This is a genomic window from Pseudomonas sp. LS44, assembly GCF_024730785.1.
GTDB lineage: Bacteria > Pseudomonadota > Gammaproteobacteria > Pseudomonadales > Pseudomonadaceae > Aquipseudomonas.
The window spans coordinates 4026145-4039917 of record NZ_CP102830.1; the positions used below are offsets into that span (position 1 = coordinate 4026145).

Below are 13773 nucleotides of genomic sequence, written 5' to 3' on the forward strand. Positions count from 1 at the left end.
TGCGTCACTCACCATAGAATTCTCAGGCCGATGTTGCCAAACGTGGATTGGGAGTCTTCCTTGTCCAGGTTGGAGCTGCTGCTGACGGCCGCGTAGACGCTCAGTTCCGGCGTCAATTGGGCTGATATCCCGCCGCCCACTTCCAGCACATTGCCGCGGTAGCTCATGTCCACCTCGCGACCGTTGAACGATACGCTGTCGGTGGTGTTGAAGTCGTGCCAAAGATTGAGGTCAAGGTAGGGCTGCAGTACGGTCGTCTGCAGTCGTGTCATGTTCTCGGCCCGCACGCCCACGCGGCCTGTGTAGGTGCTGGCGTTCTCGTAGCCGATTTCCGAGAAACGGTCATGGGTGTCGTCCAGGCTGGATTTCTGCCAGATCACCTGGGCCTGGGGCTCGAGCGTCCAGCTACTGTTTAGTTCGATGGGATAGCCGGCCTCCAGTGAGGCCAGGAAAGTGGTGCCCTCGATGTCTCCTTTTATCCCTCGGTCGGACTTGGCTTCGCCGTCGATCCAGGAATTCATGAGCACGGCGTCCAGGTACCAGCCGTTGTCGCCCAGATGGGTGCCGTACAGGCCAAGGCTGTAGCTATCGAGGTCGAGCTTCCCAGACTGGTTGTTGCGGCGGGCCAGCGTGTAGCCCTCGACGTCACCTTCGGCCTCGGTCTGGCTGAACATCAGGCCGACCCGGTCCTTGCTGCCATCGTCGTTGGTCACGGCATACAGGTCCTGGCCGACCTGGAAGCCCCAGATGTGCCCATCGAATTCGGGGGCGATGTCGAAGTCCAGCCTCGAAATTTTCTGCCGGGCCTCCTGTTCGTACTTCTCGCCATATACCCGCGCCCAGGTTGCCGGGAGCGTACCGTCGCCGGTGAGCAGGAACTGGTCGCCCTGGCGCTTGTGGAAGGTGCCCAGCACTTCCCGGTCCATTTGCCGTGCGATGACGGGCGCCAGCGTGTAGCCGGGCACTTCCGGCCGGACCAGCGGAACCGGTGGTGGGGAGACCGATCCCGGCGGCGACACCGGTGGAGAAACCGGAGGCGATATGGGCGGCGGTGGCGGGGATACCGGTGGCGGCGGAGGTGGTGATACCGGCGGCGGAGGCGGTGGGGAAACCGGTGGTGGAGGCGGCGGGGATACCGGTGGTGGAGGCGGCGGGGATACCGTCGGCGGAGACGGTGCTTCCGTCCGGAGGAACCAGTCCTCCTCATTGCCAGCGGCCTTGCCGCCACGAAACAGCTGATATTCGAACAAGCCGGCGGCCACCGGGCCACCCAGCTGGAATGCGCCAGGGGTAGTGGTCGCGCCACCGTCGGCATCCACGACCCGGATGCCATCAAGCACCGTCATGTCGCCTGGACCGTTGAGGTTGGTCACGTTCAGGGTGGTGCTGCCTGAACCGCTGGCGCCGGCCCCTCGGATCACCAACTGATCCGAAGGAGAGTCATCGGAGGCCAGTACCGTCTGGATATTGAGCTGTCCACCCTGTCCGACATAGTTGCCGAGCACGACGAAGCGGTCGGTCGCAGTCGGGTTGCTGTTGGTCAGGTTGATCAGGCCGGCGTTGGTCACGGTCACCAGCTGCCCGGACACGGCAGGCGACACGGTGTGGGTGCCATTGCCGGCGAGCACGCTGCTGGTGGCATCGATGACCAGTTGGCCGGTGCCTGTGCCGCTGTCACCCAACGTCAGGGTGGAGAAGTTGGAGAAGGTCAGTTGGGAGCCTTTGGTGAGGTTGAACAGCTCCCAGGCAATGTAGCGGTCCACGCCGTCGCCGACGGTGTTGTTCCATTCAAGCTCATCGCTGCCTTGGCCGCCCTCGAAGCGCAGTCCGGTTGCCAACTGGGTCGGTGACAGGTTCAGGAACACTGCACGGTCAGTGTTATCACCCATGGTGAAGTGGATGATCTGGCCGTTGGTCCAGAGCAGCACATCGTTGCCGCTGCCTGCGTTCATGTCGGTGGAAATGGTGCCGCCCGCGATGATGATCGAATCGTTTCCTTCGCCCATCAGGATATTGCCGTTGACAGTCCCCCCGAGCATGTTGAAAACGTCGTTGCCCGTACCGAAGTCGATGGTCCCCTGAACCGATTGGGAAATGGTCGTACCCAGCGGGCGATTGAACAAGAAGTCGTTGCCGGCACCGAGAGACACGGAACTGTTGATGGTGCCGTTGTTATCGATGACGTCGTTGGATAGCCCGGTGCTGACGAGGTTGCCGTTGATAATCCCGCCGCTAAAGTTCTCTACGAGATTCTGGCCGTCGCTGGCGAAACTGATGCCGTTGTTGAAGGTACCGCCGTCGTTCCGGATGAAGTTGCTGGGGCCGACATAGGTATCGACGCCGCTGACCTGCCCACCGCGATTGATGAAGGTATTGGAGACCGTGCCGTTCAGCTGAAGCCCGCTGTTGAAGTTGCCGGAGCTTTCGACGCGGTTGACCGCGCCGGTGAGGCTCACCGTACCGTTGGTGCTGTGCCCGCTGGACAGGATCAGGGTGTTCGTACCGTTGCCGGTGATGGTGATGCCGCCGCTGTTCAGGGTGCCGTTCTGGTTGATGGTGATGGTGCCGTCGCCGCTGCCGACGATGCCGTTGTTGAGCGTGCCGTTGTTGGTCAGCGTCTTGCTTGAGTCGGCTGTAGGGTTGGTCAGCGTAACCGCTGCCCCTTGAATGGTGCCGTCGTTGTTGACCGTGCTCTGGCCGGTCCCTGACAGGGAGACGCCACTACCGACTTGGGCGCTGCTGTCGACATTGACGGTGATGTTCGCTGCGCTGCTGTTGACGCCGCCGGCGATAAAGCCGCCTGTGCACGTCACCGTGCCGCCATCTGCCGGGGTGCTCGGGGTGCAGTCCGCAGATACCGGGGAGCTGCCCAGGCACGTCATGGCAATAGTCGCCGCAAGAATGCCGAGCTGGAAACGAGGGGATGACGGCAGATGTTGCCTCCAAACCAGCGTTGAGGCTCGTGGCGGCGGGATGCACACTGCCTTTGTCGCTATGCCCGCGGTCACATCGTCGGTTCTTGCACGGTGCGTCAGTCGCTTAATACCCATGTCCGTCGTCCCCCTATCCACGCTCATTCGCTTGTAGGCTAGAAGCCAAGCGCTGTGCGTCAAGCGGGAGGTCTATTCCGGGGGTGTGGACTGATTCAAGTTGGATAGTGCCCCAGATGCCAGGCCTCTGACGGATCCGCGCCGCCAACTCAGCGGCGCTTACCCGTCAGGCCGTCGATCAAGGCGTCAGTTGCGCTGGCGCACCTGGACCAATCCTCGCGTGGTGCCTACATAGAGCGCGCCGTCAGGAGCAATCGCCATCGTGGCCCAGTTGGTGTCAAAGACCTTGCCCTGCCCCGTAGGGATCTTGATGACCTGCTTACCGGTGCGGAAATCCAGGCCGGCGATCGACCAATCCGGCTTGCCCTCCGGGCCAATGTCGAACGTGTAGTAATAGGCAATGCCGTTACCGGCTGACATCTTGGCGGCCACTGAGGGGACTTTTAGCGGCGAGGTCCAGATCGTGTCACAACCGCTTTCGTCTTCACGGATGTCGACTCGGACCACGCCACCCATCACGGCATTCCAATCCTTTTGCACATGCGCGTTCTGGTAGCCGTAGTTGTTCTCCAGCAGGATCGAGCGGCCCCAGCCAATCATTGAATTGTCGGTGGCGCTTTTTCCTGCGGTGAACACGGGAACCCGGCAGACTTCGCGCTGCTCACCGGGCTGCAGATCGCCACGCCGCAACACGATGATGTTGATGCGCGAGTCCGCATTGTCGGCGTAGGTGATATAGCGATCGCCTATCAACGTTGGCGTCGTACCGCTGCCCTGATTGATCGAACCGACCTTGCGCTCGCTGCCACGATCATAGGCCTGCCGCCAGAGTTGCTGCGGCATGCCATCCTTGTCCGCAGCAAAGGCGTACTGGGCATGGTCGGACAATACATAGACAGCACGGCTATCCATCGCGACGCCGTTCTGGATTTCCTCGTTCTGCAGCTGCACTTGCTTGACCAGCCCGGTTTCAGGATCGAGCGTGCCCACGCGACCAAAGCGCGTCACCCACCAATAGCGTCCTGCATAGTCAGGCGCGACGGATGTGATCATGTCGCACGCACCAGGCGGGAACCAGTTGTCGTAGTTCTGGCAGTCATGCGGGACATAGGGGCGCATGTCCCACTCCTTATCGACGACGAAACGCCACTTGCCACCCTCCTGACGCATAGCGATGCGCTGGATCATCTGGCGGCTGTCGCCAAGGACGATACGGTCCTGATTATCGAGGAACAGATAGGCCCCACCAGAGGTGTCACTCATCATCAGGTTGGGGTCGCGCTTGATCAGCGCCTGGAACGAACTCGGCCGTAGCGGCAGATCGTAAGAGGCCAAGGCCTCAAGCGTCGCCGGATCGATCAGGACGATACGAAAGCCTGCAATGCCCCCGCACATGGACACGATCTTGCCGTCGGAGCGGATCACATAAGTCGCGCATTGGCGCGGCAAGGTATTGCCTGCCTGCCGCGTGCGAACCTCAAGCGCAGTACCCATCGGCCCTACGGCCGAGTGCGTATCAGACTGAAAGCCGTCCCCATGCATCATGCCGATCGAGGCGAGATAGGGGTGCGCTTCAGACGTGCCCGGAACCGACGTCGACGTGTACGTGGCATCCCATTGGATGGGCGCGGACGATTTACCCTCGATTGGGACCGCTTCCGATCGTTCGCGATTGGCGATCGACAACAGCACAAAGGAGGCCGCGACTACGGCCGCCGCAGTCGTGGCAATTACCCAACGTTTTTTCATTGTCAGCCCTCACTACCGCCTTGATGACTAGACACCAGGGCGCAGCGTATTCAGAAATTGATCTGGCGACGCGAGCTCAGCGAGCGAACCGCAGTCATCAGCAGCACGCGTCCAGCCCATCGGTGAAAAAAGCTTCGCAGTTTTCCACCCTACGCGGACGTGCAGACTTTGTAGGGTGGATAACGCTGTGCTTATCCACCATCACGCCGACACGGAGCGGTCACTGGAGAGACCTTGGACAGACTCTAAGACCACCACTGCCCCGGAACAGCGATAGGACAATCCGCACTCAACACCACTTGGTGCTGGGCACATAAATACAGAGCCCACCTAAGTGAGCTCTGTGCATACCTCCGGTTTTAATCACTCGGCAGACGCCTTGCCTTCATGGCAAAAGCACAAATCCGAGTACAGGCCGTACAGCAACAAAACCTGAAGGATTAACGCCCCATCGCCCGTGCCGCATCAGCGGTGTACATATCCGGGGTGAACTTGCCTTCGTTGAGGATCGGGCCTTTCTTCTGCTCGTTGCTCATGCCGTAGCCGGTGTACTGGCCCGAGTTGAGGTCCATGAAGAACTGCGAACCGGCCTGCCAGGCGCTCATGTCCGGGTGGTAGTAGTAGTTGATCATGGCGTGTTTCCACAGTTCGCCACGGGTGTCGTAGTTGTCCGCCATGACCGCATGCCAGGTGTCCTCGTCGAGAAACAGCACGCGTTTGCCATAGACGTGACGGTAGCCCTGCTTCAGGTCGGCCTCCACGACCCAGACGCGACGCAGTTCATAACGCATGAACTCGGGGTTGGGGTGGTTTGGCGTGAGCATGTCGGCATACTTGATATCAGCCGAGTTAGGCTTGTAGGCATTGCCCGGGATATAGATTTCACGCTTGCCGATCAGTTTCCAGTTGTAGCGCTCCGGCGAGCCGTTGAACAAACGGTCCTCGTCGATGGTCATGGTGCCGTTGGTGCCGATCATCGGCTGGTCATAACCGTAACCGGGCAACTGGCGTACACGGCGGGTCGAGGGGTTGTAGCTCCAGGCCTGACGAGCGCTGGCCTGGAAGTTGTAGGGTTCGTGCGAGATGCTCATGGTGCCGTTGTCGCGAGCGGGCTTCAAGGTGGTGTTCCAGCTCATGGCGCTGATGCCGTCTGCGGTCTTCGGCTCCACAGTCGGCGAGTTTTGCTGGGACAGGTTACGACCATAGGCTCGCCCCCAACCGATTCCGCCATCGGGCAATACCGATGCCAGATCGGTGATCTTTTCCTCGGTGTAGGCACGCGCCGGCAGCAGGTTGTTCCACAGTGCTTCTATGCCGCTTTTCGGGATCGGGAACGCAAGCTGGCCGATCCCGTCGAAACCCATGCCATCATCGACCAGCTTGGCACTTAGGGCATTTTTCAGCACCCGGTCACAGACGTAGTCCGGGTAGCGGAAATCGCGGTGGCCTGGGTAGATGTTCATCTTGTAGGTGGTCGGGTACTTCTTCAGCAGCGCCTTCTGGCCTTCGGTCAGGTGAGCGTCGTACTGGCCCATGTTCTGCGCGGTGATCACCAGGATCGGCTTCTCGGCAGCGTACGGATCAACCGGCTGATCGCCGGAATACTTCACATGCTTCCAGCCCGGCACTTCGCCCAGGTACTTGCCGGTGTATTCGGGGATAGTGCCCTCGGCATTACCTGCTTTCTCGCCGCCGACACAGGTCAGCTCCTTGCCGAGCTTTGCCGCTTCGTCAGGCGACACTTGCGCCAATGCACTACCTACCAAACCAACATTCACAGCCATTGCAGTTACGAGCATTACGCCTGTTGTTTTTATTTTCATGTACTGCCTCCTTCGCGGATAACCGATTTCTGGATTGCGAATTCATTCTTACCGCTCTAGCGGGAAGGGCATCGTCCAAAAAGACTACTTATTGAGGAAAAACAGTCGGCGTAAACAAAACGATGAAATGCGCCGAAAAATACGCGCAATTATTTATAAAAGTGCTACACGTTACTGCGCAGTTAGCGCAGACAAAACTACAAGCAACAAAAAACCCTGTGCATGGAACACCACACACAGGGTTTCGGCTGATAAATAGCTTACTTACTATCAGACAGCGCCACGAGATTACTTTTTGGGGACAAGCGCTGAATTATCAGCCAAAGCCTTCTGGCGCTGTTTCAGACTCAGCATATGTTCCATATAAACAGTAAGTTCCTGAGTTGGAATACCCGGCACAATACGCTTTGCATAGGCATCCATGGCAACCTGTAAAACATCCGCATTATCGGGAGCGGCAAAATAGGCGATATCTGCCAATTGGCACGCCAACGCCGGGTTAACGTCCAGCAACACTCGAATCCGAGCAGTGACCTTATCGATCCCGCCACTCATTTCAACCAGTTCTTTGCTGGAGTCTGACCGAGGGGCTGGATCCCAATCCGAAGGTATACCGTCCCACCAACCGCCATACTCCTTCAAGACCATGCTGGCGACGTTTTGAAAGCGATTGTAGGTTTCCACCATATCCGCACGCCCTTGCAGGCGCTCCGGCAACTTGACGGAAGCGACGATTTCATCTGGGCGCTTATTGGCATTCAGCCCGTCGATCACCTGGGTAACTGCCGAATCAAGCATGTCGGCAGAGGCCAGTAACTTGTCCTGGGCCTCGGCGGGAGAGGTCATTGCCGCACCGTGCATCGGCAGAACCAGTTCCGGCTTGGTTCCCGCCATATCGCGCAATGCCTGGGCCCACTCCGCCACATACCGTTGACGGCGCTTGCCATTGCCGGCGTTGAGCAGGAAGGGCTGCCAATAGTCAGCACTGACAACTATTTTGCGCGAAGGGACATTGACCCATAGTTGATCGGCCGACTCGCCTCGAGCGTGGGTCAGGACGAACTCCTCGCCACCAATAACCAGGGTTTTGGTATTTTGAAATGTCTCCGTTGGCAAGACGGTGTCTTCCATTCGCCGTGGAACATCCCGGGGATCCTGGTTGTTCAGGCGAACGATGGAATAGTTGGCCGTTTTAATATCCAGCGCCAATTCGGAAAGATATGTTTCGGTTGTAATGATTCGCGGATTTTCCCCAGCCTTGAGTAGCGCCCAAGTACCGAATCCATGATCGGCATGATGATGGGTGACAATAACTGTGTTGACGGGCTTGTTACTGATCTTGCGCAACGCCTCGACTAGAGCCGGGCCGGCAGGTGCATAACCACTATCAACCAGGACCAGCCCTTCGGATGTTTCAAATACCGCGACATTGACATAAGGGAAGCGCAACAACCAAGTGCCCTTGCCGTGCGGTTCGACAACCAGCTTTGCGCGTGCATCGTCAATCGCGGCTTGATTGGTGCGGCTGTACATATGGTTGGCAATGGCAGCTGACTGAGGGCCACCAAAACCTGCGTTCGCATTTGATTGCAACGCGTTCAGAACACCAGGATATTGCGCCATGAGTTCAGAGCGCAATTCAAAACGCTGAACCGCTTTGACATCCGGCTTGGATGTTTCTGTAGCAGCGCTGGACGCACCCGAAAACAAAACAAGCCCCATCAAGAGCAGGGGGTTTTTATAATTCTTCTTAATCATCTTCAACCGACCTATTGATAAACATCAGGTAGATATTGCTTTAAATGGCCTTATCGATTCTCCGATTCGGCCATCCAGTCAATCGACCCGAGGATTAACGCCCGTTCGCCCGCGCCGCATCAGCGGTGTACATATCCGGGGTGAACTTGCCTTCGTTGAGGATCGGACCTTTCTTCGCCTCGTTGCTCATGCTGTAACCAGTGTACTGGCCCGAGTTGAGGTCCATGAAGAACTGCGAACCGGCCTGCCAGGCGCTCATGTCCGGGTGGTAGTAGTAGTTGACCATGCCGTGTTTCCACAGCTCGCCACGGGTGTCGTAGTTGTCCGCCATGACTGCGCTCCAGATGTCCTCGTCGAGGAACAGCACGCGCTTGCTATAGACATGGCGATAGTCTGGCTTCAGATCGGCCTCCAGGACCCAGACGCGACGCAGTTCAAAGCGCATGAACTCGGGGTTGGGGTGGTTCGGCGTCAGCATGTCGGCATACTTGATATCAGCCGTGTTGGGCTTGTAGGCATTGGCCGGGATATAGATCTCACGCTTGCCGACCAGCTTCCAGTTGAAGCGCTCCGGCGAGCCGTTATACATGCGGTCTTCGTCGGTGGTCATGGTGCCGTTGGTGCCGACCATCGGCTGGTCGAAACCAAAACCGGGCAACTGCCGTACACGACGGGTCGATGCGTTGTAGCTCCAAGCTTGGCGAGTACTGGTCTGGTAGTTGTAGGGCTCATGCACGATGGTCATGTTGCCGTTGTCGCGAGCGGGCTTGAAGATGGAGTTCCAGCTCATCGAAGAGAGGCCTTCTACGGTCTCGGCATTCGGCGGCGAGTTGTCCAGCGACAGGTTACGTTGATAGGTGCGCCCCCAACCGATGCTGCCGTTGGGCAATACCGAGGCCACATCGCTGGACTTTTCCTCGGTCCAGGAGCGTGCTGGCAGTTGGTGGTTCCACAGCGCTTCCATACCGTTTTTCGGGATCGGGAAAGGATCAGGACCGCCCCCCTCGACACCCATGCCATCATTGACCAGCTTGGCATTCACGGCGTTGCCCATCACCCGCTCGCAGATATAGTCCGGGTAGCGGAAATCCCGGTGGCCTGGGTAGATGTTCATCTTGTAGGTGGTCGGGTACGTCTTCAGCAGTGCCTTCTGGCCTTCGGTCAGGTGAGCGTCGTACTGGCTCATGTTCTGCGCGGTGATCACCAGGATCGGCTTCTCGGCGGCGTATGGGTCAACCGGATGACCACCGGAATACTTCACGTGCTTCCAGCCTGGCACCTCGCCCAAGTACTTGCCGGTGTATTCGGGGATAGTGCCCTCGGCATTACCAGCTTTCTCGGCGCCGACACAGGTCAGCTCCTTGCCCAGCTTTGCCGCTTCTTCAGGCGACACTTGCGCCAATGCACTACCTGCCAAACCAACATTGACAGCCATTGCAGTTACGAGCATTACGCCTGTTGTTTTTATTTTCATGTACTGCCTCCTTCGCGGGTAAGCGATTTCTGGGGGGTGCACCCCCATTCTTCCCGTTCTGGCGGGAAGGGCATCGTCCGGAAAGACTACTTAGTCAGCAGCTGACCAAAAATTCATTGAGCTCGGCCTTGAGCACCTTGCCCGAAGCATTGCGAGGGCACGCACTGGAACGGGTGCCGGACTCGCCCATCTGGGCACCATGGAGACAGCAAAAGGCCCGCACGAGCGGGCCTTTTGCTTTGTGGACGTAGGGTAGTGCTAAGAACCTGCCAGATTTTAATCACTCGGCAGATGCTTTCCGCTCATGGCAAAAGCACAATCCCGAGTACCGACCGTACAGCCACAGAACCTGAAGGATTAACGCCCCATTGCCCGTGCCGCATCGGCGGTGAACATGTCCGGGGTGAGCTTGCCTTCGTTGAGAACCGGACCTTTCTTCGCCTCGTTGGTCATGCTGTAACCGGTGTACTGGCCCGAGTTGAGATCCATGAAGAACTGCGAACCGGCCTGCCAGGCGCTCATGTCCGGGTGGTAGTAGTAGTTGACCATGGCGTGTTTCCACAGCTCACCACGGGTGTCGTAGTTGTCCGACATGACCGCATGCCAGGTGTCCTCATCGATGAACATCACGCGCTTGCCGTAGACGTGGCGATAGTCTGCCTTCAGGTCAGCCTCCAGAACCCAGACGCGGCGCAGTTCATAACGCATGAACTCGGGGTTGGGGTGGTTCGGCGTCAGCATGTCGGCGTACTTGATATCAGCCGCGTTGGGCTTGAAGGCATTGGCCGGAATATAGACCTCACGCTTGCCGACCAGTTTCCAGTCGTAGCGTTCCGGCGAGCCGTTGAACAAGCGGTCTTCGTCGATGATCATGGTGCCGTTGGTGCCGGCCATCGGCTGGTCGAAACCATAACCAGGCAACTGGCGCACACGGCGGGTCCCGGGACTGTAGCTCCAGGCTTGGCGCCCACTGGTCAGGTAGTTATAGGGCTCGTGCGCGATGGTCATGTTGCCGTTGTCGCGAGCGGGCTTGAGCGTGGTGTTCATGGCCATGGCGCTGACAGTGTCGTCGGCCTTTGGCTCGACAGTCGGCGAGTTGGCCTGCGACAGGTTAAGTTGATAAGTACGCCCCCAACCGATGCTGCCGGTGGGCAATACCGATGCCAGATCGGTGGTCTTTACCTCGGTCCAGGCACGCACCGGCAACAGGTTGTTCCACAGTGCTTCCAGACCGTTTTTCGGGATAGGGAACGAATCCTGAGCGCCGCCCTCGACGCCCATGCCATCGTTGACCACCTTGGCATTCAGGGCGTTTTTCATCAGCCGGTCACAGATATAGTCCGGGTAGCGGAAATCGCGGTGGCCTGCATAGATATTCATCTTGTAGGTGGTCGGGTACTTCTTCAGCAGCGCCTTCTGGCCTTCGCTCAGGTGAGCCTCGTGCTGGCTCATGTTCTGCGCGGTGATCACCAGAATCGGCTTCTCGGCGGCGTACGGGTCAACCGGATGATCGCCAGAGAACTTCACGTGATTCCAGCCCGGCACTTCGCCCAGGTACTTGCCGGTGTATTCGGGGATGGTGCCCTCGGCATTACCGGCTTTCTCGGCGCCGACACAGGTCAGTTCCTTGCCGAGCTTTGCCGCTTCGTCCGGCGACACTTGCGCCATTGCACTGCCGAGCAAGCCGGCATTGACTACCATCGCGGCTGCGAGCAGCGCGCCTGTTGTTTTGATTTGCATATACAACCCTACTGCCTTTTTAGCGGGTAAACGATTTCCGGAATGTGACTCTATTCTTCCCGTTCTGGCAGGAAGAACAACGTCCGGAAAGACTACTTAGAGCCTGTTTACGATCTTCTGAATTAGAGCCAGGCAAGAGGAAGCGCAGTTTACGAGCTGTACATGAGCATGACTCGCTACGTTCGCCCCTTCGGGGGCCGCATTGAAGTGCGTTAGCCGAAAGCGGTTTCCGAAGCCGTGTCTAACACAGACTGGCCGACAGGCAGGAGATCGCAGACAGGTTCTTAGAGGGTGTTCAATGCCTCGCGAATCCGACATCTGTCACGGCCATCGATGGAAAATGCTCCGCAGTTTTCCACCCTACGCGGTCATGCAGACTTTGTAGGGTGAATAACGCTGTGCTTATCCATCATCACGCCGACACGCAGCGGTCACTGGTGAGACCTTGAACAGGCTCTCAGTCAGCGACTGGCCAAAGCGGCCTTGAGCTCGGCCTTGAGCACCTTGCCAGAAGCATTGCGCGGCAAGTGCTCACGCTGGACACAAACCTGCGCAGGCACCTTGTAAGCCGCCAGACGCTGGCCAATGAATGCGCAGATCTGTTCGCTCGACGGCGCTGGATCAGCCTCGCTGCGCACGATCAACACCAGGCGCTCGCCCAGGGTTTCATCGGCGATGGCAATGGCCGCCGCCTCGATCACCCCCGGCATTTCGCAGGCACAGGACTCGACCTCGCCAGCGGATATTTTCTCGCCGCCGCGGTTGATCAGATCCTTGGCCCGGTCGGTGATGTAGAGGAAGCCCTCGTCATCCATGCGGCCGATGTCGCCAGTGTCCAACCAGCCATCCTGCAGGGTCTCGGCACTCTCCACAGGCAAGTTCCAGTACCCGCTCATCAGGGTCGGCGAACGCAGCCAGATCAAGCCCTCCTGCCCTTGTGGCACGGGTTCGTGCGGGTTATTGCCGATGCGTACCTCGACAATCGGCAACGGCCAGCCAACCGAACGGGGCTTGTAGGCAAACTGGTCGCCACCGATGGCAGCGCCGATGCCATTGCTTTCGGTCAGACCGAAACCGGCACCAGCGATGGCCTCGGGCTTGCGCTCGCGCAGGTGCGCCAGCAGGCTGCTGGTGGCTGCCGCGCCGCCCAGGCCGAGGGCGAACAGGCTGGCGGTGTCGGCACCGCCGAAGCGCGGCGAGGTCAGCAGCTGCTGCATCATCAGCGGTGCGCCGTTGAACTGGGTGCAACGCTCATCGCGGATCAGATCTAAAGCCTTGTCCACGTCCCACTTGTACATCAGTACCACCCGCCGCCCAGCACGCAAGGGCTGCAGGAATTGGACATGCAACCCGCTGACATGGAACAGCGGAACCGCCATCAGGCTGGTCGGAGCAAAGCCACTTTTCATCATCGCACCGATGCGCTCGGGCGAACTCATGGCGCCGAACATGCCCTGGAACTCCAGGGCCGCCAGCGCCTGGCACACCGCGCGATGGCTAGACAGCACGCCCTTGGCGCGGCTGGTGGTGCCCGAGGTGTAGAGAATCAGCGCCGGATCATCGGCATTGATGCGCACCGTCGGCACGTTCACCAACGGCTCCTGCAGCAGCGCTTCGTAACGCTGGCACAGCGGCGGCACTGGCTGCTCGTCACTCAGGCCAACCACGATGCTGGGCAACTCCAGGGTGCGTAGATCATCGGCGAGCAGTTGCAGGCGCGGCTCATCGCACAGCAACACCGTCGCGCCACTGTCCTCCAGGCCATGGAACAACTCGTCGCGCAGGCCCCAGCTGTTGAGCGGCACGCAGACGGCGGCACAGCGCTGGATGGCGATGAAGGCCACCAGCCAGGTCGGCTGATTGCGCATGGCAATCGCCACCCGATCACCCTGGCGCACGCCAAAACGCTGGACCAGTTGCCCGGCCAGCCGATCGACCTGGGCGAAAAACTCGGCGAAGGTCAGGCGTTGCTGATCCCACACCAGAAACTCGCGATCGCCGTGCTGGCGACCGACCTCGACCGCCTCGAGCAGGTTGGCGGCGGCATTGCGAAAGTACGCCGGACCACCATCGGCCGGGGTCACCACTTCGAAAGGTGCGCCCGGGGCAGTCAATTGCTGCCAGGCACTCTGCCACTGTTCAATCTTCATTTTCTTATTCTCCAAAACATAGTCCGGGC

7 protein-coding genes are annotated in these 13773 nt (G+C 59.0%); all 7 read right to left on the bottom strand.

Annotated features, from left to right (window positions below; translation table 11 throughout):
* Positions 1–8 precede the first annotated feature (8 nt).
* A complete protein-coding gene (locus tag NVV93_RS18130) occupies positions 9–3050 on the bottom strand; it encodes an autotransporter outer membrane beta-barrel domain-containing protein (protein WP_258252039.1) in 3042 nt (1013 codons plus the stop codon).
* 186 nt (positions 3051–3236) lie between these two features.
* On the bottom strand, positions 3237–4799 hold the full coding sequence (locus NVV93_RS18135; protein ID WP_258252041.1) for a hypothetical protein: 1563 nt from the start codon (positions 4797–4799) through the stop codon (positions 3237–3239).
* Positions 4800–5239: 440 nt separating this feature from the next.
* Entirely contained in the window at positions 5240–6598 is a 1359-nt protein-coding gene (locus tag NVV93_RS18140; protein ID WP_258254414.1) for a DUF1329 domain-containing protein, read from the bottom strand.
* A gap of 312 nt (positions 6599–6910) precedes the next feature.
* Complete coding sequence (locus NVV93_RS18145) at positions 6911–8380, bottom strand: alkyl sulfatase dimerization domain-containing protein (RefSeq protein ID WP_258252042.1); 1470 nt, start codon at positions 8378–8380, stop codon at positions 6911–6913.
* A gap of 94 nt (positions 8381–8474) precedes the next feature.
* The gene (locus NVV93_RS18150) at positions 8475–9830 is read right to left on the bottom strand and encodes a DUF1329 domain-containing protein (protein ID WP_258254415.1); all 1356 of its coding nucleotides are present in this window, start codon (positions 9828–9830) and stop codon (positions 8475–8477) included.
* A 381-nt stretch (positions 9831–10211) separates the two neighbouring features.
* Complete coding sequence (locus tag NVV93_RS18155; protein ID WP_258252044.1) at positions 10212–11594, bottom strand: DUF1329 domain-containing protein; 1383 nt, start codon at positions 11592–11594, stop codon at positions 10212–10214.
* Positions 11595–12055: 461 nt separating this feature from the next.
* Positions 12056–13744, bottom strand: coding sequence for a class I adenylate-forming enzyme family protein (locus tag NVV93_RS18160; RefSeq protein WP_258252046.1), 1689 nt, complete (start codon positions 13742–13744; stop codon positions 12056–12058).
* Positions 13745–13773 lie beyond the last annotated feature (29 nt).

Bases quoted from the DNA above. Each gene is read 5' to 3' on its own strand.
- NVV93_RS18130 (WP_258252039.1), bottom strand. From the start codon at position 3,050: ATGGGTATTAAGCGACTGACGCACCGTGCAAGAACCGACGATGTGACC.
- NVV93_RS18135 (WP_258252041.1), bottom strand. From the start codon at position 4,799: ATGAAAAAACGTTGGGTAATTGCCACGACTGCGGCGGCCGTAGTCGCG.
- NVV93_RS18140 (WP_258254414.1), bottom strand. From the start codon at position 6,598: ATGCTCGTAACTGCAATGGCTGTGAATGTTGGTTTGGTAGGTAGTGCA.
- NVV93_RS18145 (WP_258252042.1), bottom strand. From the start codon at position 8,380: ATGATTAAGAAGAATTATAAAAACCCCCTGCTCTTGATGGGGCTTGTT.
- NVV93_RS18150 (WP_258254415.1), bottom strand. From the start codon at position 9,830: ATGCTCGTAACTGCAATGGCTGTCAATGTTGGTTTGGCAGGTAGTGCA.
- NVV93_RS18155 (WP_258252044.1), bottom strand. From the start codon at position 11,594: ATGCAAATCAAAACAACAGGCGCGCTGCTCGCAGCCGCGATGGTAGTC.
- NVV93_RS18160 (WP_258252046.1), bottom strand. From the start codon at position 13,744: ATGAAGATTGAACAGTGGCAGAGTGCCTGGCAGCAATTGACTGCCCCG.